Here is a 25394-nt window from a genome sequence, read left to right as displayed (position 1 = left end):
GGCACTCCCCAACCTGCCCCCGCTTCAGCCCTGGCGCCAGGCCAGAAGATCGACATGGCCCACCATCAACCCGCTGTCTTGGCGTCCCGCAAGCGCCCGCCGGCGCTGTCCCCAGGCGGCGATCTGTGCCGCTGCCGCTGGTTCCTGCTCCCGCGCCGCCTGTTCATACCCGTCCAGCAGGGCCAGATAGGCGCCGGGATGTTCCGGGCCGATCTGCCAGTCTGATGAAGCCGTTTCCACCTTATAACCGTTCCGCGCCAGAATGTCCGGCATCGCGGTGGCAATCGCCGGCCCCAGCGCAGGGCCAAGCCCCTTATCGCGCGTCATATGGGCATGGAAAAGGCCAAGCACGAAATCATCATCCGGATCGGGCAGGCTGAAGGCCACCCTGCCATCGACATTCAGGCTGGCATAAAGGGGCGGATGGCCGGCTGCCGTAAGCGCAGTGGCAAAAGCGGCCATCCAGTCGGCGGATACAAGGTCGAACAGGGCCTTGGCCGTGATGCCGTCGCAGCGGGACAGATCCAGCCCCTCCAGCCCTGCCGCCAGATCAAGGGTGCGCAGGGTGACGCCGATTTCCAGGCCAGGCGCCTGGATATGGCAGGCGCCGGTTTCCCATGTCGTGCCCCAGCCCTGTTCCCCGGCCCAGCCCGCCAGTTCCGCCGGTGCCACCGCCAGCAGGCGGGGATCATGGTCCACAAGCGTCCAATCCTGACGCGGCTGGCCCAGGTCGCGGCAGAGCAGGCGGACATGGCTGCCCGTGCCGGCGCCCAGATCCATCAGTTTCGGCGCCGGTGGCAGCAGCCGGGCGAACTGCCGGGCCAGGGGCCTGTCCAATGCCGCCGCATCCAGCGGTTCCCGCAGGCGCAGCCAGCCGGCGTCAAATCCCTCGCTCATGCGATGCGCTCGATCTCGGGCAGGGGGGAGACACTGGCGGCCAGCGCGGACCGGATGATGCCGACCGTATCGTCCCAGCTTGGCAGACTGGCCCCTGCCGTTCGTGCCGCTTGCTCCGCGGCCTTGCGGGCGGCGGGGTCGGTCAGCAGCGGTTCCAATGCGGCGGCCAGTGCCACCGGATCGCCGGGCGGGACCAGGGCACCGGCGGCGGGCGGCACGAACTCGCCCAAAGCACCGGCATCGCTGGTCACCACCGGCAGGCCGCGCGCCAGGGCATCGGCCGCCACCATCCCATAGCCTTCATGCAGGGAGGGCAGCACGAACAGGTCTGCCCCCTGCCATTCCGTCTCCAGCGCCGGGCCGGACAATTCCCCCGTCAGGCGCACGCGGTCAGCCAACCCGGCCTCTGCTATGGCGGTGCGCAATGCGGCGGCATGGCCGGGATGGCGATCATCACTGCCGACCAGCACCAGGGACCAGGGCAGGTGGTGCAGCCGGGCCAGGGCTTCCACCAGCACCAGATGGCCCTTGCGCGGGGTCAATGTCGCCACGGTCAGCAGCACGGGGGCGGTTCCGCCGCTGCCCGGGGCGGGGGCCTGGCGGTCGGTGCCGGGATTGGCGATGGTGATGCGACCGGCGGGCACATCCAGATCCATCACCCCGGCCCGGGTGGCGCGGCTGGGCACGATCACCCGGCGCACCTGGGCCAGACTGTCCCGTTCCAGCCGGCGCAGGATGGTCGCCTGTTCCGCCGTCAATCCATGTTCAAGATGCAGCGGGTGATGGACCAGCGCCACCTGCCGCAACCGGTAGCGCTCCACCCACAGGGCATGGCCGGCAGCCGGTAAAGCCAGCCCGTCGACCAGAACCACATCGCCATCGGGAATGGTGGCCAGCACCGCATCGGCGGCCAGCCGCGCCTCTTCTTCCACGAAAGGATGGGGGCCCGGCACCTCATGCACCGTGACCTTTTCCCCCCGCGCCAGCAGCCCGTCGCGCAGGCGGCGCAGATAGCCATAGCCGCCGGTCAACTGGTCGATGCTGCCGGGGGAGATGATATGGACAGGCCGGTTGATGCGCCGGTTCATGCCGTCCCTCCGGTCAGCGGGGCGTCATAGCTGGCCCAGGCAGTGTGCGATTCGTGCAGCGACACTTTCAGCGATGCCAATGCTGCGCCATCGGCCCCCAGGGCGCCGCCGGCAATGGCTTTATCCAGCCGGCGATGGATCTCGCCGGCCAGGAATTCGGTGGTGGTGTTGCGGCCGGCCAGTTCCGGGACTTCGTCCAGATTGGTGTAATTCAGCGGCGCCAGCACCTGCTTCAGCATTTCCGCCGCGGCCCCGATATCCACCACCAGCCCGTCGGTGGACAGGCTGGTGCGGCGGAACTCGGCATCGACCACGAAGGTGGCGCCGTGCAGCTTCTGCGCCGGGCCGAAGATGGCGCCGGTGAAACTATGGGCGATCATGATGTGGTCGCGAACGGTCAGGGCGTACATGGCGTCTCCCGAAGGCGGAACGGTTTTCAGATCAGGGATTGTTGATAGCCTCATAGCGGATGACAGGACAACCAAATGGCAGCCGGTCCAGGCTGATCATGGCGTCGGGCACCTCGTCCAGTGTCAGGCGTGGCCCCAGCAGACTGTCCAGGACCGGATCGGCCAGCAGGGACAGGGCCTTATCCAGCCGTCTTGCGTGGGTCCAGCGTGGGCGGAAGCCCGGCGACACCATGCCAACCTGGGAAGAAACAAGGCGCAGGCGCCTGGGGTGGAACCCCGCCCCCAGCGGGGCCGCCACCGGCCTTGTGCCATACCAGGAACCTTCCACCAGGGTAGCCTCCGTCCCGGCAAGGGACAGGGCGGTGGCAAGGCCGGTCTCGCTGGCGCTGCAATGGATCACCAGATCGCAAGTCCCTGCCAGGGACTGCGCCGCCGCCGCCGGCAGGGCGAAGCCGGCCCCCAGTGTCCGGGCGATGTCCGCCCGCTCTGGTGCCAGATCGACCAGTGTCACCTCCGCGCCGGGCAGGCGGGCGGCCAGATAGGCTGCAAGGCAGCCGACAATGCCGCCGCCGACAATGGCGATGCGCTGACCGGGGGCAGCACCGCCATCCCATAACAGGTTCAGCGCTGTCTCCATATTCGCGGCCAGCACGGCGCGTTCATCCGGCACGCTGTTTGGGATCAGCCGGCACGCATCGGCGGGCACAAAGGCCCAGTCCTGATGCGGGTGCAGGACGAAGACCCGGCGACCTGCCAGGCCTTCCGGCCCCCGCTCCACCCGCGCCACCAGGGAATAGCCATATTTCACCGGGCCGGGAAAGGCCCCCTCCTGCATCGGGCAGGCCATGATATCAGCCAGTTCACCCGGTACCTGTCCATGGAAAACCAGCGATTCGGTGCCCCGGCTGATACCGCTGGCCAGGGCCCGTACCAGCACGGCATCGGGACCGGGATCGGTCAGCGCCTGCTGGCAGACGGCACCGCGTCCGGGGGCGAGTGTCCAGAAGGACCGGGCAATAAGAGACATGGGGTGGCTGATATCCGTGGGGCAGGGAAGGCGGCGGGATGCCGGAATGGCGGCGGGAAACGGAAGACTTGTCCCGCAATGCTGCCCGCAGGCACTGTGGCATGGCAACCGGACGGATGCCATAGGTCCTCCGGCGCCTTCTCTTCTGTCTGTTGCATACCCTTGCCAAACCGGCAGAACGACCAATCTTTCCAGATCATGACCGCTGCCCCCATCACTCTTTCCCGCCTGCGTCTTGAGGTTTCCGCCCATCTGCTGGTCGCAGCCCCCCTGGTTGTGGCCAGTGCGCTGGTCCTGGCCGGGATGATGGAACTGCCCGCCTGGTATGCGGCGGCGGCGCTGGGCGCCTTCTGTGTGGTCGCAGGCCTGGCCTGGATGGGATTGCCGGGGCATCTCAACCATGGCGGCTGGGGTACGGCCAACCGGATCACCCTGTTGCGTGGCGGCCTGATCGCCCTGGTGGGCGGTGCCCTGCCGCTGGCCCCCGGCATGGCGGCGGAACAGGCGTGGATGCTGGCCGTTATCGCGCTGGTGGCCCTGGCATTGGATGGGGTGGATGGCTGGATCGCGCGGCGGCAGGGCATGTGCAGCCCCTATGGTGCGCGCTTCGACATGGAACTGGATGCGCTGCTGATCCTGCTTCTCTCGCTGCTGCTCTATCTGTGGGGCGAAGCGGGGGTTTGGGTGCTGGGCTTGGGCCTCATGCGGCACCTGTTCATCCTGGCCGGGATGGTCTGGCCGGTGCTGGCCGGCCCCTTGCCCTTCAGCCAGCGGCGCCGGGCCATCTGCGTTGTGCAGGTCGCCGTGCTGGCGGCCGGCGCCAGCCCCTGGATGGAACCACCGCTGACCGGCGTTGCGGCAGGTGCAGCCCTTGCGCTTTTGCTTTTCTCCTTTACCACCGATACCGTCTGGCTGATACGCCATGGCGGCCGCGCCAACGGAACGGAACATGGATAATATGGCACTGGATTACGCCTCCGCTGATATCGATGCCCTGCCGGATCAGGCGGCCCAACGTGCCGTAGACCGTGCCTTGGCCGATCTGCGCCGGGGTGAGGCCGTTCTGGTCACGGCGGTGGAAGGCACATTGCTGGTCCTGGCGGCGGAGGCGGTGACGGCGGCATCGCTGGACCATCTGACCGTGCTGGGCGGGGCAACCCCGTCTTTGATCGTGACCGGGCAGCGGGCGGTAGCGCTGGGCCTGGATATGCCGGTCGATCAGCCGGTGCGCCTGTCCCCACCCAAGGGCCTGGGGCTGGAACTGGTGCGGGAACTGGCAGACCCGACCCGACCGCTGAAATCCCTGACCGGTGCCGATCTGGCAGAGCGGCTGGGGGCGGTTTCCCTGCCCGGTGACGTGACAGCGGAAGGGGCGGCCACGATCCTGGCCAAGATCGCCCGCCTGCTGCCGGCAGCCCTGGTGGTGCCGCTGCCGGCGGATCGGGAAGTGCGGGTCTTCGCCCGCCGCCATGACCTGCTGATGGTGGCTGCCGCCGATATTGTGGATTATCGCCGCCGCTCTGCCCGGTCGCTGACACGGGTGGCAGAGGCCGCTGTGCCGCTGGAGGATGCGGAGCGCACGCGCATCGTCGCTTTCCGCCCCAGTGATGGCGGGCCGGAGCATCTGGCCATCATCATTGGCGATCCGGTGCCGGGGCAGCCGGTGCTGGCCCGCCTGCACTCGGAATGTTTCACCGGTGATCTGCTGGGCTCGCTCCGCTGTGATTGCGGCCCCCAGCTTCGCGGCGCCATCCGGGAGGTTTCCACCGCCGGCAGCGGCATCGTGCTGTATCTGGCCCAGGAAGGGCGCGGCATTGGCCTGATGAACAAGCTGCGCGCCTATAAGCTGCAGGATGGCGGGCTGGATACGGTGGATGCCAACACCGTTCTGGGCTTCGATGCTGACGAGCGTGTCTATCTGCCGGCTGCCCATATGCTGAAGCAGCTTGGCTTCTCCCAGGTCCGGCTGATGACCAACAACCCGGACAAGATGGAACAGCTTGCCCGGTGCGGGGTGGAAGTGGTGGAGCGGGTGCCGCACATCTTCCCCGCCAATGGCCATAACGAGGCCTATCTGCGCACCAAGGCGGAACGGTCCGGCCATTTGTTCTGACCCGGCAGGATGGGCCGCGCGCCCGGCAAATTCCGCCGCTTGCCGGATCAGCAGGGGCGGCGGATATGTCCTGTCGGGCTATAAATAGTTGATTCTGTATCATTATTAATGGACCCGTATCTGGCATGGGTTCTGCATGGTGCATCCCGTCACAAGGGAGCCCACCATGCCGCCGAGCAGCATCCATATGGATCATGTCCGCGCCACGCATCATATGATGCGGGAGGAGCGCGCCTCGGCGACCCCGGCTTCCCTGTCCACGAACGGAACGGTCCCGCAGGATGGCGGTGCTGAGGGCAAGGCTGAGGGGGAAGGCGGCATGTCCTTCTGGGATGTGCTGGATGTGGTTAACCCGCTGCAGCACATTCCCGTCGTCAACAAGATCTACCAGGCCATTACCGGCGATACCATCAAAACACCGGCGAAGGTGGCGGGCAGTGCCCTGTTCTTCGGGCCGATCGGCATGGCCATCGCCGCCGCTGATGCGGTGGTGGAGCATGAGACGGGCAAGGACATCGCCGATAATGTCGTGAGTCTGTTCACCGGCAACGGCGAGGGTAAGAATGTCATCCCGCCCGCGGAGGATGATCCCTTCACCGTGACGGCGCCGCGTCCTCGCCATGCCCAGGCAGCCCCGCTTCCCGATGGGGCGCCTTCTTCCACAGGGCATAAGTCTGCGGTGGAGAACAGGGAGGTTCCCGAACTTTCCACCGGACAGGCGGCACTGTTGGAAAGCCTGATGCAGCAGGGTGGCGCCATGCCGGCACCGGGTGCGGTGCCCGCCGCCGCTGGCTCCACTTCTGCGGCGGCATTGGGCGGTATTGGTAATGCCCAGCAGTTGAAGTCCTGGCAGGCGGTGCCGGGCGCTTCCGCCGCAAAGATGGCCGCTGCGGGGTTGGGGGCGGGGGCCTCTGTCGCCAGCCTGCCGGCACCCGGGGAGGGGGGCGGAAGCGATATGGTGGCCGCCCTGGCCCAGGATCAGGCATCAACCGGTCACCGCAATGCCGGCACCGGCCGCACCCTGGCTGATTATCGCAGCAACGCCATTGTCCGGGGCAGCATGGCGCCTAAGCCGCTTCTGCCGAATGCGGCTGTACAGATGGTGCAACAGCAGGCCGAGGCCATGCCGACCGTGGCACGGGTGCCGACTGCTTCTGGTAAGCCGGTCGGCGAAGAGGCTGGAGCCGCCCCGGCCCCGGCTTCTGTTGTCCCGCTTCCCCCCCAGCCGGTGGCGCAGGATAAATTTGCCGACATGATGATGGCAGGGCTGAGCAAGTATCAGGCGCAGCAGCGGCGGAGCGACAATGGAACAGCCGCCACTCCCGCCATGCCAGCTATCGCTCCTGGCGCATTCTAATCCAAAGATCCATGAATCTTAACCTTGGGATCCGCACCGACTGACACGGGATAAGGCGGCATATCAAGGGCAGGTCGTCGACTCGGACCCTATAAGAAGATGCTTTGCCCTGACGGAGCCAAACAAAAAGGCCCAGGATCCACTAATGGTATCCTGGGCCTTTCTCCCACCTGCACATCACGCGCCGTATAACCCAACGGCTCAATAAAGGTGTCTAAACATCAGCGCTGCTAAGATTCAGCGCGCGCCTTCGCGCTTCAGGACGACCTTTACAGTCTTCAGCAAGATCTGGATATCGCCTAAAACGGAGACGTTATTCACATAATTTGTGTCGAGCTCGACACGATGAGAATAGCTCGTGTTGCTGCGCCCGGAAACCTGCCACAGACCAGTCAGACCTGGGCGAACCGATTTATAATGCGCAAAATAGCAACCATAGCGGATGATCTCATCCCGGATAATCGGACGCGGCCCGACCAAGCTCATGTCACCCTTCAGCACATTCCAGAGCTGGGGCAACTCATCCAGCGAGGTTGCGCGGATGAACTTACCGATCCGCGTGATTCGCGGGTCGTTGCTCAGTTTCTGGGTTTCGCGCCATTCCTGGAGTGCTTCGGGATTCGACTTCAGCAGATTATCCAGAACTTCCTGAGAATTCAGAATCATCGACCTGAATTTCAGACAATCGAACATCTTGCCATTCAGGCCAACCCGACGCTGGCGGTAAATGGGGCTGCCCCCGTCGCGGCTGATCAAAAAAGCCACGATAAACATCACGGGCAACAACAAGATGATCAAGGTTGCGGAGCCAACAATATCAAGAAGCCGCTTCGCGCTGCTCGTCCGCATGGCGGGACTGGCAATATCTTCTGAAATTATAATATCGTCGGCACCAAGCACCATATTGCTTTCTTGCTGACTCATAATTACTCCTGTTGAACTTGCTGTCTAAATTTCGAAGTTAGAAAAATTACTTACAAGTTCAGGCCATGCGCGTTTGAACAGCCATCGCATGGGACGTTTTTTTCGCTGTTGCATCATAAACTGTCAAGCCATTTTGGGATCATGACACGCGCGCGCATTGCAGAGATCTGGTCTGCTCCCTGCTCAACATGGTGACTGGTCCTGCTCCGGATAGGGAATGCTGCCGGCTCCGGACGGTGTGCCAGCGATAAATTATGAATTTCGTTCCATCGGAAACGCTGTGATCTCCGTGGGTTAGCGCCAGTTCATGGTGCTGAAAATATTAACAAATTTGATTTGAAATTTTTCTAAGACTCTCATCGCCTGTGCAACAGAAGCGATCGCCCCTTTTGATCCCGTCCCCGTCCGATTCACCTCGTTAGTGTTTGTGCGATGCAGCAGAGTTATTGGAGATGCAGGCGCGTTACCCCGTTCAAATGTTCGCGTGGTAACTAAAATGCCTCACCCTAAAGGTTAGGTTGGGCATCAAACTTATTTCGTACATGTAATACTAAAGGCATGAATCGTAGAAAGACAAACCCCCGGCATTCGCGAGAATGCCGGGGGTTGGGCCGGATGGCTGTGGGAGGGATTCGGCCGAAGGGGAGAGGGGAGGCCGAGGGCGCCATCCGGTCGTCATGCCGATCATGGGAAGGCTTCGGGCAAGGGCGGGGGCGCCACTTGCCATCCTCCGCGTGACCAGCAATAGGCGTCAGGATCAGAAGCGGTAGCCAACACCCAGGCGGAGCTGGCCGCCATCCGGCTGCACGCTGTAGTTCGCGGTGCCGACATTGTAGTTCAGCTTGTCATAGTCGGTGTAATTGTACTCCAGGCGGGCCACGACATTCTCGGTCATCGCCACCTCGACACCGCCGCCGAAGCGCACACCGTCAAGGTCGGTATGGCGCGACAGGCTGCCGGAGTTGATCTCGTAATTGGTCCGCTGCCAGCCCACGCGGCCATAGACCAGGGCATTGTCGGTCACGAGATAACCGGCGCGGACGGACAGGCCATAGGTTTCATTGGCATCCAGGCTGGTGACGCGGCCGGCCAGGGTCTTGGAACCCTTCAGATCATTGCCGCCGATTTCACCTTCCGCGCCAACATAGATGCGGTCGAAGGTCTGGCCGTAGCCGAGATAACCACCATAGCTCCAGCCATCCTGGTTCAGATCCTGGCTGAGACCCGTGGTCTTGGTTTCCGCGTCAGAGAAGTTATAGCCGGTGTAAAGGCCGACATACGGGCCATTGAAAGCGGTGGACTGTGCCAGTGACGGCGCGGCAGCGGCACCAACCAGGGCGACACCAGCGAGCAGAGCATAAGCAAAGCGCGACATTTTAGACTCCTGTGGCTTCCCTTCAGGTTGTAAAAACCTGTGGCGCAAAATTATTTGCGCGTTATGGGACTAGGTTTGTTTCTGTTTCTATTTACGGATGCGGCCCGATCATTTGATCGATCGCCGTCGTTCCGTGGTGCGATTTGGGTATAGACCAGATTGAACGCTGTTCCATGTGCGGTTCATCACACAAGTCATGCGCCCGTGCGATGAGGCCATTGCGCCTTTCAGGCAGGGAGCCTCTTGAATAGCCACAATTGATTTCCAATACGCGCGGGCCAAGATCGGGTGTGCGGCTTGCCGTCGCCCTATTTCCATTGCGATAGTGGCGCCGGGCTTCCCGGCACATGCCGGGAGGGACCCACGCCCCAGATGAAGGATGACCATCTCCAATGAAGAAGAAGCTGTCGCCGCTGCTCGGCTCCACGATTTTGGCGCTGGGTTTCGCAACCGCCTTGTCGGCCTGCGGCAAGGAAGAGCCGGCACAGCCCCAGGCACGCCCTGAAGCGGCGGCCCCGGTAGCCCCGGAACTGATTGCCCGCAAGGATCTGTTCGGCAATCCCAGCCGCAGCGCTGCCACCATCAGCCCGGATGGCCAGTCGGTCGCCTTTCTCGCGCCGCGTGACGGGGTGATGAATATCTGGGTGGCGCCTATTGGCGATATCGAGGCGGCCAAGCCGCTGACGGCCGAAACGGACCGCCCCATCCGCCGCTTCTTCTGGACCCCGACGGGGGATCAGATCCTGTATCTGCAGGATAAGGGTGGGAATGAGGATTTCCTGCTTTATGGTGTGGATGTTGCCAGCGCTGAAACCAAGCCGCTGACCCCGTTCGAGAAGACGACGGTCCAGATCGTTGCCGTATCGCGCCAGGTGCCGGATGCCATCCTGGTCGGGCTGAATAACCGCGATCCGCGCTGGCATGATGTTCATCGTCTGGACCTGAAGACCGGCAAGCTGGAACTGGTGTTCAAGAATGATGGCTATGCCGGCTTCAATGCTGACAAGGACCTGAAGCTGCGTCTGGCCGCCAAGCCGCTGCCCGATGGCGGCATGGAATTGCAGTCCTTCGGCGCCGACGGCAAGCTTGGCAAGCCGATCCTGACCATCGGCGCGGATGATGCCCTTTCCACCGAGATTGAGGGCATCCCGGCGGAAGGCAATGTCGCCTACCTGCTCTCCACTGCTGACCGCGACAAGGCCGCGCTTTATACAATGGACCTGACCAGCGGGGAGAAGGTGCTGCTGGCGGAAAGTGATCAGGCCGATATTGGCGGCATCCTGGCCAACCCGGAGACGGGCGCGGTTGAAGCCTTCAATGTCGATTATCTGAAGGATGAATGGACGCCGGTGGGCGACGCCGTGGCGGCCGACATCAGCTTCCTGAACGAGCAGGCCAAGGGCCAGTGGAGCGTCACCAGCCGGTCCAAGGATGATAATCTCTGGACCATCGTGATCGACCGGGTGACGGAGCCGGCGGCCTATTATCTTTATGACCGCAAGGCCAAGAAGCTGACCATCCTGTTCACCGTGCGCCCGAACCTGGAAGGCAAGCCGCTGGCCCCCATGCAGGCGCTGGAGATCCCGTCCCGCGATGGCAAGACGCTGGTCAGCTATCTGACCCTGCCGCCCGGCGCCGATCAGGATGGCGATGGCAAGCCTGACCAGCCGCTGCCCATGGTGCTGAATGTCCATGGCGGGCCCTGGGCGCGCGATAGTTTCGGTTATGATGGCGAGCATCAATGGCTGGCCAACCGCGGCTATGCCGTGCTGTCGGTCAATTTCCGCGGCTCTACGGGATTCGGCAAGGGCTTCACCAATGCCGGCGACAAGCAATGGGGCCGGACCATGCATGACGACCTGATTGATGCCGTCGATTGGGCGATCAATAAGGGCATCACGCCCAAGGATAAGGTGGCGATCTATGGCGGCTCCTATGGTGGTTACGCCACGCTGTGGGGCATGACCAACACGCCGGACCGGTTCGCTTGCGGCGTGGATATTGTCGGCCCGTCCAGCCTGAATACGCTGCTGGCCAGCGTACCGGAATATTGGGCCGCCTTCTTCGAGCAGTTGGCCCGCCGCGTCGGTGACCCGCGGACTGAGGAAGGCAAGGCGCTGCTGACCGAGCGGTCGCCCCTGACCCATGTGGACAAGATCACTAAGCCGTTGCTGATCGCCCAGGGCGCCAATGACCCGCGTGTGAAGCAGGCTGAATCGGACCAGATTGTCGAGGCGATGAAGGCCAAGAACATCCCGGTCACCTATGTGCTGTATCCGGATGAAGGCCATGGTTTCGCCCGCCCGGCCAACCGCACCAGCTTCTATGCCGTGGCGGAAGGTTTCCTGTCGCATTGCCTGGGCGGCCGGCAGGAGCCGGTGGGCAGCGATTTCACCGGTGCCACCATCCAGGTGCCGGCGGGGGCCGATTTCGTCCCCGGCCTGACGGAAGCGCTGGCCGCCAAGCCGTAAGCGGGCCGTATAGGTTCTGGTAGAGGAAAGGGTCGTCCATCCGGGCGGCCCTTTCTTCATTCGGCCAGATGATAGGGACGGATCAGCAACTCAGCCGGTATTTTCCATTCCTGATGCAGGCGCCATATCATATCGGTGGTCAGCGCGCGTTTGCGGTTCAGGATTTCACTGGCCCGGGATCGGGAGCCCAAAAGCTGGGCCAGATCGGCCTGACGATAGCCGCCTTGCGCCATGACGGCGGTGATGGCGGCGATGGGATCAGGTGCATCAATCGCCCAGTGCCGCGCCTCATAGGCGGCAATCAGATCCGCCAGAACCAGGAACCGGTTTGATTCCGGGCTGCCAAGGGCGGGCTCTTCATCGAAATATGGCTCGATCTCACCCAGGGCCCATTCGTAATCCGCTTCGGTGCGCAGGGGGCGGATATCCATATCCATGATCATCGCTTTCCAAAGGCCCCGCCCTTCAGGTGGGGATGGAAGCCTTGGCTTCAATGAGGCCCCGGCCTTTCGACCGGAGAGAAGTCCTGGCTTCAATGAGGCTCCGGCCTTTCGACCGGAGAGAGAAGTCTTTGCTTCAGTAAGCCCTGAGTGCTTAAGCGGGGAATGTCTCCTAAATTGTCGCCGGGTCCACGCGATCATATTCGGCATGGGTGCCGATGAATTTCACCATCACTTGACGGTGCCGGTAGGCCACCCTGACGATCAGCCGGAACTTGTTGCCACCAATGTCGAAGATCAGCCGGTTATCGGCCACGAAATCCACGTTGGCACCAAAGGCTGCCTTCACATCCCCCGGCCCATCCCATTGGGCGCGGGAAACGGCGGCAAACCAGACCATCAAGGGCGCTTCCGCCTGGGGGTGTTTCTCCCAGAACTGCTTGAGCGTTCGCTTCGCGATGATATTCATTCGGAACCAGTGGTGTTCCCGTTATGGGAATATGATGCTTTCAAAGGCTCATGACAAGCATGATTTCGCTGCGGCCTCCGGCTATGATACAGCCATCATGACAGTTCCTTCTTTTTATCCCACCCACCCCGACCCGCTCCCTGAAAAGCTGCGCAAGGCGGCGGGGGGGGGCGAGATGCCCGCCCCCGCCCGATTGCGGCGGGTCTTGGGGCAGGTAGCCTCCCTGCTGCTGGCCGATGATGCGGCGGCACTGGATTTCCGTATGCGGCTGATGGATGGGCGTGATCCGGTGACCATTGCGTTGCGTGATCTGCTGGCCGATCTGCACCGCGACGGGGTGGAGGCCGGGCTTTTCCGCCCCCATGACAGCCTGATTGTGGCTGATCTCTGCCTCGCCCCCTTCCGCCATCGCCCGGACCCGCACCTGATCCGCACCCATCTTGATATTCTGCTGCGCGGTCTGGCGACTGAACAGGAATGGTGATGCGGGGTCACGCGCCTGCGCCCGGCTCATGATGGCCCTTCGATCAGTGGGAAGGTTGCCCGCTTGACGTAAATAATCCGATATCGGATATATCTCGACAATGCATTAATCTGTGGATCGAGATCATGACCATCACATACATCCTGTCGCGGCTGGTGGCGGGGCTGTTGCCCCAGCCCCGGCTGCATGACCTGCCCGTGGCGGTGTTGCGGGAGTTTGATGCCGAGGGGCGTCACTTTACCGAGCAGGGGGCGGGAACCGGCCGGGCGCCTTTGTCGTTCCGTATTCATCCGATATCGGAACTCACGGAATATCGGGACAGATTGTTTATTGCAACCTTCCCGCAGATCGGCGATAGGTTCGGTTGAACCCTTCCCCGAAACCCCAAACACAAGGAGGCATTTTCCATGGATAAGTCATTTACCAATACCGGTACCACCGGCGCGGCGCGCCGTATGGCCGGAAACCGACAAATCGGACCGCAGCAAACAATCAATCAAGAAACAATCTTCCGAACATTCGAGGACTGTCATGAGTCTCTTCATGTCGTTGGGCAGGGGCCCCAAATTATTCATTGAACTGGCGCGTTGGGCCGATCAAAGCAGCCGGGACGGGCGCGCCTGTGATGTGCGCCGCGAGAATGGCGAGCTGCTGATCTGGCTTGGTCGCGTCCACCTGATTTATACGCCGGCGCAATGGCGCCCGGTAGCCAGGGGGCCCACATCCAATGACCGTCAATCCCCCACAGATTGCCGACTGGCATCCTGACGCGCTGGACCCGCTGGTCCGCGTCCTGGAAGCCCTGCGCCGTCTGGACCCGGATCTGCCCATCCAATATGCGCTGTCTTTTCTGACCATCGCGCAGAACGAGGGCTTGTCGATCCGTGACCTGTCGGAACGCCTGGGCATCGCCCAATCATCGGCGTCGCGCAATGTGGCCGCCTTGTCGAAGTGGCACAGCTTCGGCAAGGCCGGCCATGATCTGGTGCAGGCGGAAGAAGACCCGCGCGAACGCCGCCGCAAGATCATCACCCTGACCGATAAGGGCCGGGCGCTGGCAACCGAGCTGTCCGCCCTGATCCAGACGGAGCAGCGCCCCCCCTTGCGGCGCAGCGCTTGAGGCTTGACCCAATAAATTCAGGCTGGAATTTCTGAAATTCAGCCTGAATTGGCCAAATAATTTGACTCTATTGTCAATTTTCCGGGCCGTAAGCAGCCATGAACACCCGGACGGCAGCGGTGGCGCGTGCTTCCATCTCGTCCGGGGAGAGTTCCAGCGGGCCGCTCAACAGGCTGCGCATCTGCAAATGCCCGTTCAGCAGGCCGAAAAAATGTTCAGCCGCCAGCAAGGGGTCCGGCACCCGCAGCCTGCCCCGCTCATGCTGACGGGACAGGTAGTCGGCCAGCCGACGCAGCGAGGTGCGGGGGCCTTCCTCATAGAAATGCCGGCCGATATCGGTGCCGCCCTGCACGGTCATGACCACCCGCAGCAGGCAGGAATAGCGCGGCCGGATCACCATCTCCAGGAACCGTTCCCCCTGTGCGCGCAGCACCATCTCCGGCGGGGTATCCGGGGGCACGGCGGTAATGGGCTGTGTAACCAGATCCACCCGTCGCCGGATGGTGGCGTCGAACAACGCTTCCTTCGATTCGAAATGCTTGTAGATGGTCTGCTTGGATACGCCGGCCACCTCGGCCACCCGGTCCATGCTGACGCCATAGCCTTCATCCATGAAGACAGTCTCGGCGGCGGACAGGATGGCCTCGCGCTTGGCCAGATCCAGCGGCCTGCCGGCGCGACGGGGGGCGGCGATGGTATCCGTCATCTCAATGTGCCCCGGTATCAGCGGCGGCCCCCCGCAAGACGGGGCGCTGGACGAAGGGCAGGGTCAGAAGCGCGATCGTGAACAGCACGGCCATCACCAGGAACAGGTCGGAGAATGTCATTACAGTCGCCTGTTTCTGCACCATGCGGGACAGAATGGCCAGACTGCCTGCATCCGATCCCACGCTGTCCGTCAGGCGGGCGCCCATTCCGTCCAGCCAGCTTTGCACCGCCGGCCGGGTCGGGTCGATCCAGTCGTACAGGCTGCGGCTGTGATGGGCCAGCCTTTCTGTGATCACGGTATTGATCCCCGCCAGACCAAAGGCGCCGCCCAGATTGCGCATTAGGTTGAACAGGCCGGACGCATTCTTCACCTCCTGCGGCGGCAGGGTGCCGAGCGCCAGATTGGTGATGGGGATGATGCAGAACATCAGCCCGGCCCCGCGCAGCATCTGCGGTATCAGCAACTGATCGAACTGCCAGTCCGCCGTGACCGGTACGGAGAGATAGAAGCTGGTGGCCAGCAGGGCAAAGCCGATGGCCAGCACCTTGCGCACATCGATCTTGGCCGACAGCCGCCCGGCAAAGGGCGAGGAGAGGAACTGGCACAGGCCAGTGACGATCATGGTGGCGCCGATCTGCTGCGCGTTCAGTCCCCGGACCTGTCCCAGATAGAGGGGCAGCATATAGACCGACCCGTAAAGCCCGATGCCGATGATAAAGCCGTAGAGGCTGCCAATGGCAAAGTTACGGTCGCGCAGTGCCCGCAGATCGACGATGGGCTGGGCATAGGTGAACATCCGCCAGAAGAACATCAGCCCGGCCACCCCGGCCAGGATGCTGAAACGGACGATCTCTTCATCCTCGAACCACTGGTTCCGCGCCCCTTCCTCGATCACATATTCCAGGCTGCCCAGGAAGATGGCCATCAGGACGATGCCGATCAGGTCAACGCCCTTCAGCAGGCTACGGTCACCCTTGTCGATATCGATGCAGTTCCAGACCACCGATGCCACGACCAGGCCGGGCACCAGATTGATCAGGAACAGCCAGTGCCAACTGAACTGCTCGGTCAGATAGCCGCCCAGGGTGGGGCCGATGGTGGGTCCCAGCGTGGCGACCAGCCCGACCACCACGGTCACCACCGCACGCCGGGCGGGCGAGAAGGCGGTGAAGCTGGTGGCGAATACGGTGGGGATCATGCCGCCGCCGATGAAGCCCTGCAGCGTGCGCCACAACACCAGTTCCTCGATGCTGTTCGACTGGGCGCACAGGAAGCTCATGAAGGTGAAGCCCAGTGCGGACAGGGTGAACAGCACACGGGTGGATAAAAGCCGGGACAGGAAGCCCGAAAGCGGGATCATCACCACTTCGGCGATGAGATAGCTGGTCTGGACCCAGACGATCTCATCCGCGCTGGCCGCCACCCCGGCCTGGATCTGCGACAGGGAGGAGGCGACGATCTGGATATCCAGGATCGCCATGAACATGCCGAACACCATGGCCACGAAGCCGATCACCGTGCGGCGGTCGGTGGCCGGGGCAGGCAGGGGCGTGGCAGGGGCGTCCAGGGTCGGGGCGGCGGTGGACATGGATCAGCGCTCCGCGACCTGCGGGTCGTTGGCGCCGGGGCCGGCAATGCCGATCAGATCCTGGCCGTCATGGCGTGTATCGACACGGGCTTCCACCGACAGGCCCGGCCGCAGCCGACCGGCCATCGGGCCCTTGGCGGGCAGGGCGATGCGCACGGGCACGCGCTGCACGATCTTGGTGAAATTGCCGGTCGCGTTTTCCGGTGGCAGCAGGCTGAACTGGGCGCCCGATGCCGGCGAGAGGCTGGCCACCCGACCTGTGACTTCCAGGCCGGGATAGGCATCGACATGGATGGTCACCGGCTGGCCGATGCGCAGCCGGTTGATCTGGGTTTCCTTGAAATTGGCGGTGATATAGGCGTCCTGTACCGGGACCAGCGCCATCAATTGCGTGCCGGCGCGGACATACTGGCCGACGCGGGCATTGTTACGGCCGATCACCCCGGCCCGGGGGGCCCGCAGCACGGTCTTTTCCAACTCGTTCTCCGCCAAAGCCAGGGCGGCTTCAGCTTCGGCCAGATTGGCCTGGGCGCTGACCCGTTCGGTGCGCAGCACATCCACCTGTTCGCGTTCTGCCGTCAGCGCGGCCTGGGCCGCCCTTAACGCGGCACCGGCCTTGGCGGCATCAGCCTTCGTGGTGGACAGTTTCTGCTGGCTGGCGAAATCACGGTCGGCCAGGGCCACATAGCGTTTGGCATCAGCCCCGGCGCGCTGCTGTTCGGCTTCTGCCGAGGCGACGTTGGCGGCGGCACGGGCGATCAGCGTTTCTTCCAGCGCCAGCCGGCTGTCGATATTGGCAATGGCGGCGCTGGCAGCATCACGACGGGCATAAGCCTGATCGCGCTTGGCCTTGTAGTCGGTGTCATCCAGCCGGGCGACCACATCACCCTCCGCCACCACTTGGTTTTCCACCGCCAGCAACTGGGCGATATGCCCATCAACGCGCGGGCTCAACAGGATGATGTCGGCCTCGACATAGGCATTGTCCGTGCTCTCGATGAAGCGTCCGACCTGCCACCAGTTCCACCCGCCATAGGCGGCCCCGGCCAGCAGGGGAATGGCCAGCAGAAGCCCCAGCCTTTTCTTGGTCATGACACACCCCAGAATGATATTACGGAACTGGACGGTCCAGTTTTGTGGCAAAACTGCGCCGGGTACGCGAACCCGTCAATGGGAATAACTGGACTGATCCGTATGGAAATGCCCTGGGCTGCCATGCCGCTATTGCATGGAAAAAAGTGGGGAGCTGATCGGTTCAGCAACCAATCATTAGGATTGTCTGGTACATAAAACAGGCTGCGTCATACAGATGTGGGAAGCAGGCCATGAGCGACAGTTGGGAAATGCCGGTTGGCGGAGAGAATCGCCGCGGCTTTCTGCGCCTGCTGACTGGCGGCCTGACGCTGGCTGCGCTGGGTCATGCTCTCCCGTCCCGCGCTGCGGGCGGTGGCAATCCAGAAGATCCGAAAATCCGTTTCGTTAAGTTACCCGTGATGACCCTGCCGGGGCGGCGCCCCTATTCCTATGTCAGGCTGCAGGTCGATCTGGTGGTCCGCGCGTCGGAAAAGGTGGTGGCGGAGGTCGAGTCGGTAAACGCTTACCGCCCGCGTATCGTCGGCTTGGTGACAGAGATGCTGCCCCAGGAAGATCTGGTCAATTACCGGTCAGGCCCGGAGCAGGTGGAAAATCTGAAGCAACGGCTGGTCGAGATTGCCAATGTCGCGATTGGGGAGCCGCTGGTGGAGGAGGCGTTGATCCTCTCCCTGCTGGTGAGCTGACAGGCGGCGACGCTTCACCACCGCCTGCACATCCCCAGGCCCCACAGGTCCCCCCGGGGGGACCAATATCATTCAGCCGCGGTCGCAGCCTTGGCCGATTCGATTTCCGCCACCTTGGCTTCCACCAGTTCCACCAGATGATCGACGATACCCTGGTCTTTCAGGCGATGGGCTGAAACACCCCCCAGGTAAATCTGATGGGTATTTTTGCCGCCACCGGTCAGGCCGATATCGGTCATGGTGGCTTCCCCCGGCCCGTTCACCACACAGCCGATGACCGATACGGTCAGCGGCGTGGTGATATGGGCCAGCCGCTCCTCCAGCACTTCCACTGTCTTGATGACATCGAACTGCTGGCGCGCGCAGGAGGGGCAGGAGATGACGGTGACACCCCGGCGGCGCATGCCCAGGCTTTTCAGCATCTCGTACCCGACCTTCACCTCTTCCACCGGATCGGCAGAAAGCGAGACGCGGATCGTGTCGCCGATCCCGGACCAGAGCAGCATGCCCAGCCCGATGGAGCTTTTCACCGTGCCGGCGCGCAGGCCGCCCGCTTCGGTGATGCCGATATGCAAAGGATAGTCGCAGGCCTCTGCCAGCCCCTGATAGGCGGCGACCGCCATGAAGACTTCCGATGCTTTCACGGAAATCTTGAACTCCCGGAAATCATGATCTTCCAGGATTTTGGCGTGGGTCAGGGCGCTTTCCACCAGCGCGTCGGGGCAGGGCTCGCCATAGCGTTCCAGCAATTCCCGCTCCAGGCTGCCGGCATTGACGCCGATGCGCATGGAGCAGCCATGGTCCTTGGCGGCCTGGACAACCTCGCGCACCCGCTCATGGCTGCCGATATTGCCGGGATTGATGCGCAGGCAGGCGGCACCCGCCTCCGCCGCCTCGATGGCGCGGCGGTAATGGAAATGGATATCGGCCACGATGGGCACGCGGGCAGCAGCGACAATCTCCTTCAGCGCCGCCGTGCTTTCCTCATCCGGGCAGGAGACGCGGACAATATCGGCCCCGGCTTCTTCCGCCCGGCGAATCTGTTCGATCGTGGCCTTGGCATCGGCGGTGACCGTATTGGTCATGGTCTGCACGGTGATCGGCGCATCGCCACCCACCAGCACCGATCCAACCCGGATCTGACGGGAGGGGCGGCGCAGAATCTGGCGCCAGGGGCGATGGGCGGCGGGGTCGGCAGTCATGATGGCAAGCCTGTACGGGATGGTTCAGTGACCAGATCGGTTATCGGCGCCGATAAGGCAAGAGGCAGGCCGCGCAGGCCCGCCCCCCTTCTATAGCACAAGGCAGGTTTTACGGGGCCGCCCTTATCGGATCAGGGCGTCTCAGCGCGCAGCCAGGGCATCGGGCGTGATGTCGATACTGCGCAGCACCTGGGATTTTGCCCCCAGCGGTGCCATGTCGCGCCCATCCAGGGTCACCAGCAGACCGCCGGCATTGCCTGTATTCAGCACCAGCCCCGGCACGTCGGGCGCGCGGAACAGATCACCCCGGCGCAGGACGCGCGATGCCCACAGCGTACCCTTGCCATCCCTCACCTCCACCCAGCTATCTTCCGAGGCGCGCAAGGTTACCCGCACCGGTCCTTCGGCGACACCAAACACCCGCCCGCTGGGGGGGATGTCGGCGGATCGCAGGGGCGGGGGCGCATCTTCACCGGAGGGTGGCGGCGGGGGTGGTGTGCCTTCCGGACGCACCACGGGTTCGGCTTCCGGTGTCGCGGGCTCAGCCACCGGTGCCGCCCCCTGGCCCAGATCGGGCAGTTGCGGCACTTCGCTTTCTTCTTCCCCGTTGGGACGGGATGTGTCGGTGGCGGGCGGCGGCGCATCGCTTGGTGCCGTATCGGCCGCGATGGCGGCTTTATCGACCGCCTTGTCAACCGTATCGGGCGGTGGCGGGGCCGGGGTTGCCGTCTGCGGGGTGGAGAGGGCCTCCACCTGTGCCGGGTCCAGCACGCGGATGGGCGGCGGTTCCGGCTCGGTGATCTGGTCGCCATAAATCAGCTTGGACAGCCGGTCCGGCAGATCGGCCACCGTGTCGCCCACTGACCGGTCGGACGCGGACAGAACATACCAGCCGCCATAGACCAGCACAGCCAGCAGGCCGGCGATCAGCAGGATAGCCCCGCCCGGCACCCGGCTTTCATTCACCGGTTCGGGGAAGTAAAGCTCGGGGTCCGCCTTGTAACCGGCCGATTCCAGCTTGTAGCGGGCAAGCACGTCGGACGGGTCCAGCCCCACGATCTGCGCATAGGACCGCAAAAAGCCGGTGCTGTAGGCAGCACCCGGCAGATCGGTCCAGCGGCCCTGTTCAATCGCTTCAAGATAGGATTGGCGGATGCGCAGGTTGGTTGCCAGGGCTGGCAGTGGATAGCCCAGCGCCTCGCGCTGCTGGCGCAGCAATTCGCCGACATGGCGGGGCCCGTCGGGTGTTACCTGCGGAGGGTGATCTCCGCCGCCCGCCTTTGCGATCCTGTCGCGCATATCGTGATGGTGCCCGTGATGATCTGCCATGGTCCCCCGCCGGCTGAGCCAAGCCTGTTCCCGACCCCAGTCTTAACAACCCCGCCGGGCCGGTGCAACCAGCCCGCCTCTGCATTGGTAGGCAGAAAAACAGACCAGATTAATGTCAAATACGATGGATAGGTGAAGAGGTCCGGTGTGATCGGCGCATTAGCGGTAGGTTTGCCCGTCTGGAGGAATGCCCGCTTTTCCATGGTGTTAAGCACGATGACACGGCGTTGTCCCCGTCCGATCACAGGTCCTGCGCGTTATCCTGTGGCACCTTTCGGGATCAAAGGCCGACATTCACATCGGATGGGGAATATCATGCGCCGTTCCGTTTCTGCCGCTTTGGCGGTCATGCTCGCCGCCGGCACTGCGCTGCCGGCTTTTGCGCAACAAGGGGCGACACAGCCCCCGGATGCCGCGCCGCAGCCCACCGTGACGGGCGGTGCGGCGGGCGGTGGCGCCGTTGGTGCTGCGGCCGGGTCGTTGGTGCCCTTGGCCGCCGTCGGTGTGGTTGCGGCAGCCGGGATCATCGCCGTCGCCGCTGCCGGCGGGGATGATGAGGAAGGCGGCGGCCCGCCCACCACCTCTACCTCCACATCCACTTCCACCGCGACCGCAACGCAGTAAGCCCATCGCGATGGCTTGAATAAAGGCTTGGCCTGCGGATGCGGGCCAAGCCTTTTTCATATCCGGTTTGGCTTTGCCGCCACGCTTTCCCTGGCCGGGCGGATGCCGCTATAATGGATGGATGGCAGGGGCCTCGCGCCCGGCTTGATCGTATTTTCCAGCGCGGATGGTTCGGCCCGATGACAGACCTGCTTGCCGGCGATGATCTTGATCGCACCAGCGTGCTGCAGGTGCCGGTGCAGGTGTCGGTGCGTCTCGGCCGACGCCGGCTGCGGATCAGCCAGCTTCTGCGGTTGGGCCCCGGTGATATTGTGGACCTGGAGCGCGCGGTCGGCGAGCCGGTGGACGTGTTCGTTAATGACCGTATGGTGGCGCGGGGGGAACTCGTGGTCGTGGATGGAAGGCTGGGTCTCACCATCGTGGAACTGATGCCCCAGGCCACACGGGGGCGTGAGCCGCTGGGCCCTGGTCCTGGGGAATGATGGCGCGGCCTGTGGGACGATCCCGCGTTTCTTTCAAGATGGATGATCATGCGGGCCGGTACGGGCAGCCCAAAGAAGCCTTGTGGCTGAATTCGATTGCGAGCGGTTCGCAAGGGTGGGACAAGTCTGGTCATGACCGACCAACCGCTGCATAGCCCCGTTCCGCCCGTGGCCACGCCATTACCTTCGCCTGTCGGTCCCGCTCTGGGCGCGCGATGGCGGTCGGCTCTGCCCTCCGGCTGGACCCTGTTGCTGTTGGCCATTGCGCTGATGGTGGCCCTTCCGGTTTTGATCGTGGCCAGCCGCGTCCTGGTGCCCAGCAATGGGGTCTGGGATCATCTGGCGGCAACGGTCCTGCCGACCTACATCACCAACACCCTGATGCTGGCCGGTGGGGTTGCTATGGGGGTGCTGGTTGTCGGGGTGGGCACGGCGTGGCTGGTGACCATGTGCCGTTTTCCCGGCCAGCGCTGGCTGGAATGGGCGCTTTTGCTGCCCATGGCGATGCCAGCCTATGTGATGGCCTATACCTATACCGATCTGCTGCAATATGTCGGCCCGCTGCAAAGCGGGTTGCGCGCCTTTTTCGGCTGGACGAGGGATGATTACTGGTTCCCGAATATCCGGTCGCTGGGAGGTGCGGTGGCGGTGCTGACCTTCGTGCTGTACCCCTACGTCTATCTGCTCGCGCGGGCGGCCTTTCTGGAACAGTCGGTCTGTGCGCTGGAAGTGGCCCGCACCTTGGGGGCGGGCGCTTGGCGCAGCTTCATCCGTGTCGCCCTGCCGCTGGCCCGCCCCGCCATTGCTGCCGGTCTGGCGCTGGCGATGATGGAGGTGCTGGCCGATTTCGGCACCGTGCAATATTTCGCCGTCGATACGTTCACGACCGGTATCTACCGCACGTGGTTTGCCCTGGGGGAACCGGTGGCGGCGGCGCAACTTGCCTCGGTTCTATTGCTGTTCGTCACCGGGTTGGTGGTGATGGAGCGCTATAGCCGCGGGCGTGCGCGCTATTTCCATGCTACCGGTCGCTACCGCGTCCTACCCTCCTATCGCTTGACGGGCTTCAGGGCTTTTTCAGCCCTGGTGGCCTGCCTGCTGCCGCTGGCGCTGGGCTTTCTGATCCCGCTGGCCATCCTGTTCCACCTGGCATGGGGCGGCGGTGATGCGCTGTTTGGTGACACATTCCTGCGTCTGGCCCGCAACAGCTTCACCCTGGCGGGCATCACCGCGCTGCTGGCGGTGGGGCTTGCCTGTCTGGTCGCCTATGGGCTGCGCCTGCGCCCGACCCCGCTTCTACGCGGCGCGGCGCGTGTGGCGGCCATGGGCTATGCCGTGCCGGGCAGCGTCATTGCGGTGGGCATCCTGATCCCGGCCGCCCGCTTCGATAATGCGGTGGATGGTTTCATGCGGGCGCAGTTCGGTGTCTCCACCGGTTTGCTGCTGTCCGGCACCATCGCCGCCATTGTCTATGCCTATCTGGTGCGTTTCCTGGCCGTCTCCTTCAACACGGTGGAGGCCAGCCTGTCCAAGATCAGGCCAACCATGGACCATGCCGCCCGTATCCTGGGCCAGACGGCGGGGCGCACCCTGGCAAAGGTGCATGTGCCGATCATGAAAGGCAGCCTGCTGACGGCGGGCCTGCTGGTTTTTGTTGATGTGATGAAAGAACTGCCGGCGACCATGATTGTCCGGCCGTTCAATTTCGACACGCTGGCCGTGCGCGTCTATACGCTGGCCAGTGATGAAAGACTGACAGAGGCCAGCACCTCGGCGATTGCCATTGTGCTGGTCGGGATCATCCCCGTGGTGATGCTGTCGCGCGCCATCACCAAAAGCCGGCCCGGCAGCAGCAATGACCAATAAGGCCAGAGCCGGGCGCGTTTAACCGGAAACGCACCCGGCTTTAGAGTTCGTCAGGTTTAAATGGAATCAGACATGATTCTTACCACCGTCACCCCGGCGAAGGCCGGGGTCCAGAATCAGGGGCTCCTCGCTCTACGAAACTGGACCCCGGCCTTCGCCGGGGTGACGGTGGAGGTTGATCCAACCTAAATCTGGCAAACTCTAAGTCCTTGTTCAGCGATCTGGATTCACGCTCCAAAGCGATTCGGCTTTTGCGCGATCCGCTCTAGGCCAGGCTGTTGATGGCGCTGCGCTGCATCTCATCTTCAGTGCGCAGAACGGCGAGATTGGCCTGATAGGCGCGGAGCTGCCCGATCTGGTCCACCCGTTCTGCTGCCAGATCGACATTGGGCCGGGCGACCATGCCATCGGCATCGGCCTGGGCGCTGTCGGGCTGGTATTCCGGCAGATAGGCCGGGGTCTTGGGGCGGAAAACCGCCTGTGTGCCCTGGCCCTGGCCATTGGCACCGGCCACACTCGTCTGGCTGGAACTGGTGGGGGCATAGGCGGGGCTTTGTCCGGCGGCCACGGCACCATCAGCACCGGGAATGGCACCGATGCTGCCGGCATTGGCGACATTATTCGCCGATGCGGCCAAGCGCTGCGTCTGGGCAAGCGCGCCGGACAGGGCGATGCTGGTGGTGCCGGTGGTGATCGCGGACATGGCGGACCGTTCCTTTTCTCATCCCGATTATCCGCCGCAGGCGGGTCCGGGGCAACTATGCAAAGGGTCCGGTATTCAAGAAGCCGGGTGGCAAAAGCCGGTCGGAAAGCAAACGGCCGGCCCTCGAGGAGGCCGGCCGTTGCCGAACGATGAGGCAGGCCGGGGGGCATCCCCCGGCGCAACCGATCAGAACGCGTAGGTCAGGGAAGCGACGAAGCGCGAATCGGCTTCCTTCACGCCCGACACGTCGGTATCGTAATATTTCAGGTCGACAACAAACGGCTCGAATTTCAATGCCACGCCGGCATTCCAGTCCTTGTAGTCGGCGCCATTTTCCAGCTCGTTGAAGCCGACAGCGTAATTGATGGTGATCATGTCGGTCAGGGCGTAGCTGAAGCCCGGCGACAGGTACCAGGCGTCGCCGCCGGCGGTGCCGAAGAATTTCGGCGAGTAGTAGACCTTACCGGAAATCGAGACATCGCCGATGGAATAGACCAGATCCAGACCGGCTTCGAAATAATCATACTCCAAATCGCTGGAGGCACCGGGATAGGTGTAGTAGAGCGCCGTGACCGTATAGGTCAGGTCGTTGACGGTGTTGGTGTAACCGGCGAACAGGTCCACTTCCACATCGGCGTCGCTGCCGGTGCCGAAATCGACGTTGGAACCCCAGACGCCGGCGAAGAAGCCGCTTTCATGGCTGGCGGTCAGGCCGGCCTGGAAGGCAGGGTCTTCACCGGTCTGGCTGTAGCCGCGGAAGACATAATCCGAGGTGATGGCGGCCGTGCCGGAGAAAGAGAACGGCGATTCGGCCTGAGCGGCGGAGGCGCCGGCGAGCATCAGGCCAGCGATGGCCGTGGAGGCGAGCAACCGGGAGAAACGCATGAACCACTCCTTATGAGGCATTTATGGTTTAGGGTCCGCGACTGAATTAGCAA

27 protein-coding genes are annotated in these 25394 nt (G+C 63.4%); 12 read left to right on the top strand and 15 right to left on the bottom strand.

The window, feature by feature from the left end:
* Window positions 1–24 precede the first annotated feature (24 nt).
* From G473_RS0106145 to G473_RS0106130, 4 genes are read right to left on the bottom strand one after another with little or no spacing between them, the layout of a single operon-like run.
* Window positions 25–897 (bottom strand): hypothetical protein, encoded by an 873-nt coding sequence (locus G473_RS0106145; protein ID WP_029012381.1) that lies wholly within the window; start codon window positions 895–897, stop codon window positions 25–27.
* Window positions 894–1985, bottom strand: a complete 1092-nt coding sequence (locus G473_RS25370; RefSeq protein ID WP_035705460.1) for a glycosyltransferase family 4 protein — start codon at window positions 1983–1985, stop codon at window positions 894–896. The genes G473_RS0106145 and G473_RS25370 overlap by 4 nt, the downstream gene beginning before the upstream one ends.
* Entirely contained in the window at window positions 1982–2395 is a 414-nt protein-coding gene (locus tag G473_RS0106135) for a 6-pyruvoyl trahydropterin synthase family protein (protein ID WP_029012380.1), read from the bottom strand. Before G473_RS0106135 ends, G473_RS25370 begins: the two co-directional genes overlap by 4 nt.
* A 31-nt stretch (window positions 2396–2426) precedes the next feature.
* Window positions 2427–3422, bottom strand: coding sequence for a zinc-dependent alcohol dehydrogenase (locus G473_RS0106130; RefSeq protein WP_029012379.1), 996 nt, complete (start codon window positions 3420–3422; stop codon window positions 2427–2429).
* 198 nt (window positions 3423–3620) lie between these two features.
* Between G473_RS0106130 and G473_RS25365 the strand changes: the two genes are divergently transcribed.
* The 3 genes from G473_RS25365 to G473_RS29055 all read left to right on the top strand — a co-directional run bounded on the left by G473_RS25365 (window position 3621) and on the right by G473_RS29055 (window position 6892).
* Window positions 3621–4379, top strand: coding sequence for a CDP-alcohol phosphatidyltransferase family protein (locus tag G473_RS25365; RefSeq protein WP_161630949.1), 759 nt, complete (start codon window positions 3621–3623; stop codon window positions 4377–4379).
* 1 nt (window position 4380) lies between these two features.
* Window positions 4381–5535 (top strand): GTP cyclohydrolase II, encoded by a 1155-nt coding sequence (gene ribA, locus G473_RS0106120; protein ID WP_084437720.1) that lies wholly within the window; start codon window positions 4381–4383, stop codon window positions 5533–5535.
* Between the two features lie 166 nt (window positions 5536–5701).
* The gene (locus tag G473_RS29055; protein WP_029012377.1) at window positions 5702–6892 is read left to right on the top strand and encodes a hypothetical protein; all 1191 of its coding nucleotides are present in this window, start codon (window positions 5702–5704) and stop codon (window positions 6890–6892) included.
* A gap of 237 nt (window positions 6893–7129) precedes the next feature.
* Here the strand turns inward: G473_RS29055 and G473_RS25355 are convergent, their stop codons facing one another.
* Together G473_RS25355 and G473_RS0106105 are read right to left on the bottom strand one after the other, a co-directional pair.
* Window positions 7130–7816, bottom strand: coding sequence for a sugar transferase (locus G473_RS25355; RefSeq protein ID WP_051329934.1), 687 nt, complete (start codon window positions 7814–7816; stop codon window positions 7130–7132).
* A 757-nt stretch (window positions 7817–8573) separates the two neighbouring features.
* Window positions 8574–9191 carry an outer membrane protein gene (locus G473_RS0106105; protein ID WP_029012376.1) on the bottom strand — a complete coding sequence of 206 codons (618 nt, stop codon included), beginning with the start codon at window positions 9189–9191 and terminating at the stop codon, window positions 8574–8576.
* Window positions 9192–9583: 392 nt separating this feature from the next.
* Between G473_RS0106105 and G473_RS0106100 the strand changes: the two genes are divergently transcribed.
* Window positions 9584–11662 (top strand): S9 family peptidase, encoded by a 2079-nt coding sequence (locus G473_RS0106100; RefSeq protein WP_051329933.1) that lies wholly within the window; start codon window positions 9584–9586, stop codon window positions 11660–11662.
* A gap of 56 nt (window positions 11663–11718) precedes the next feature.
* On the opposite strand, the gene G473_RS0106095 is transcribed toward G473_RS0106100, so the two are convergent.
* Window positions 11719–12099: a helix-turn-helix domain-containing protein gene (locus G473_RS0106095; RefSeq protein ID WP_029012374.1), complete on the bottom strand. Its 381-nt coding sequence runs from the start codon at window positions 12097–12099 to the stop codon at window positions 11719–11721.
* A gap of 175 nt (window positions 12100–12274) precedes the next feature.
* Window positions 12275–12571: a type II toxin-antitoxin system HigB family toxin gene (locus tag G473_RS0106090; RefSeq protein ID WP_029012373.1), complete on the bottom strand. Its 297-nt coding sequence runs from the start codon at window positions 12569–12571 to the stop codon at window positions 12275–12277.
* A gap of 97 nt (window positions 12572–12668) precedes the next feature.
* On the opposite strand from G473_RS0106090, the gene G473_RS0106085 reads away from it, so the two are divergent.
* From G473_RS0106085 to G473_RS0106075, 4 genes are all read left to right on the top strand, one after another.
* Window positions 12669–13055: a hypothetical protein gene (locus G473_RS0106085; RefSeq protein WP_154667274.1), complete on the top strand. Its 387-nt coding sequence runs from the start codon at window positions 12669–12671 to the stop codon at window positions 13053–13055.
* A 125-nt stretch (window positions 13056–13180) separates the two neighbouring features.
* Window positions 13181–13423 (top strand): hypothetical protein, encoded by a 243-nt coding sequence (locus G473_RS0106080; protein WP_029012371.1) that lies wholly within the window; start codon window positions 13181–13183, stop codon window positions 13421–13423.
* A gap of 39 nt (window positions 13424–13462) precedes the next feature.
* Window positions 13463–13633, top strand: a complete 171-nt coding sequence (locus tag G473_RS30215) for a hypothetical protein (RefSeq protein WP_154667273.1) — start codon at window positions 13463–13465, stop codon at window positions 13631–13633.
* Between the two features lie 149 nt (window positions 13634–13782).
* Complete coding sequence (locus G473_RS0106075) at window positions 13783–14175, top strand: MarR family winged helix-turn-helix transcriptional regulator (protein WP_035705453.1); 393 nt, start codon at window positions 13783–13785, stop codon at window positions 14173–14175.
* 73 nt (window positions 14176–14248) lie between these two features.
* Here the strand turns inward: G473_RS0106075 and G473_RS0106070 are convergent, their stop codons facing one another.
* The 3 genes from G473_RS0106070 to G473_RS25350 are packed head-to-tail and all read right to left on the bottom strand — an operon-like array spanning window position 14249 to window position 17564.
* Entirely contained in the window at window positions 14249–14881 is a 633-nt protein-coding gene (locus G473_RS0106070) for a TetR/AcrR family transcriptional regulator (protein ID WP_035705450.1), read from the bottom strand.
* Between the two features lies 1 nt (window position 14882).
* On the bottom strand, window positions 14883–16472 hold the full coding sequence (locus tag G473_RS0106065) for a DHA2 family efflux MFS transporter permease subunit (protein WP_051329932.1): 1590 nt from the start codon (window positions 16470–16472) through the stop codon (window positions 14883–14885).
* A 3-nt stretch (window positions 16473–16475) separates the two neighbouring features.
* Entirely contained in the window at window positions 16476–17564 is a 1089-nt protein-coding gene (locus G473_RS25350) for an HlyD family secretion protein (RefSeq protein ID WP_051329931.1), read from the bottom strand.
* 233 nt (window positions 17565–17797) lie between these two features.
* Between G473_RS25350 and G473_RS0106055 the strand changes: the two genes are divergently transcribed.
* A complete protein-coding gene (locus G473_RS0106055) occupies window positions 17798–18250 on the top strand; it encodes a flagellar basal body-associated FliL family protein (RefSeq protein ID WP_029012367.1) in 453 nt (150 codons plus the stop codon).
* Window positions 18251–18318: 68 nt separating this feature from the next.
* Here G473_RS0106055 and ispG read toward each other — a convergent pair whose 3' ends face one another.
* Entirely contained in the window at window positions 18319–19452 is a 1134-nt protein-coding gene (ispG, locus tag G473_RS0106050; protein WP_029012366.1) for a flavodoxin-dependent (E)-4-hydroxy-3-methylbut-2-enyl-diphosphate synthase, read from the bottom strand.
* Window positions 19453–19593: 141 nt separating this feature from the next.
* Complete coding sequence (locus G473_RS25345; protein ID WP_084437657.1) at window positions 19594–20781, bottom strand: helix-turn-helix domain-containing protein; 1188 nt, start codon at window positions 20779–20781, stop codon at window positions 19594–19596.
* 315 nt (window positions 20782–21096) lie between these two features.
* On the opposite strand from G473_RS25345, the gene G473_RS25340 reads away from it, so the two are divergent.
* The 3 genes from G473_RS25340 to G473_RS0106030 all read left to right on the top strand — a co-directional run bounded on the left by G473_RS25340 (window position 21097) and on the right by G473_RS0106030 (window position 23753).
* The gene (locus G473_RS25340; RefSeq protein WP_154667272.1) at window positions 21097–21405 is read left to right on the top strand and encodes a hypothetical protein; all 309 of its coding nucleotides are present in this window, start codon (window positions 21097–21099) and stop codon (window positions 21403–21405) included.
* Window positions 21406–21584: 179 nt separating this feature from the next.
* A complete protein-coding gene (gene fliN, locus G473_RS29045; RefSeq protein WP_161630948.1) occupies window positions 21585–21887 on the top strand; it encodes a flagellar motor switch protein FliN in 303 nt (100 codons plus the stop codon).
* A 132-nt stretch (window positions 21888–22019) separates the two neighbouring features.
* Complete coding sequence (locus G473_RS0106030; protein WP_051329927.1) at window positions 22020–23753, top strand: ABC transporter permease; 1734 nt, start codon at window positions 22020–22022, stop codon at window positions 23751–23753.
* Window positions 23754–24018: 265 nt separating this feature from the next.
* On the opposite strand, the gene G473_RS0106020 is transcribed toward G473_RS0106030, so the two are convergent.
* Together G473_RS0106020 and G473_RS25330 are read right to left on the bottom strand one after the other, a co-directional pair.
* Window positions 24019–24456, bottom strand: a complete 438-nt coding sequence (locus G473_RS0106020; protein ID WP_029012364.1) for a flagellar basal body rod protein FlgC — start codon at window positions 24454–24456, stop codon at window positions 24019–24021.
* A 186-nt stretch (window positions 24457–24642) separates the two neighbouring features.
* On the bottom strand, window positions 24643–25341 hold the full coding sequence (locus G473_RS25330) for a TorF family putative porin (RefSeq protein WP_051329926.1): 699 nt from the start codon (window positions 25339–25341) through the stop codon (window positions 24643–24645).
* Window positions 25342–25394 lie beyond the last annotated feature (53 nt).

This window comes from Niveispirillum irakense DSM 11586, assembly GCF_000429645.1.
Lineage (GTDB): Bacteria > Pseudomonadota > Alphaproteobacteria > Azospirillales > Azospirillaceae > Niveispirillum > Niveispirillum irakense.
Note: the sequence above shows the minus strand (reverse complement) of the source record. Positions and strands in the feature narration are given on the sequence as shown.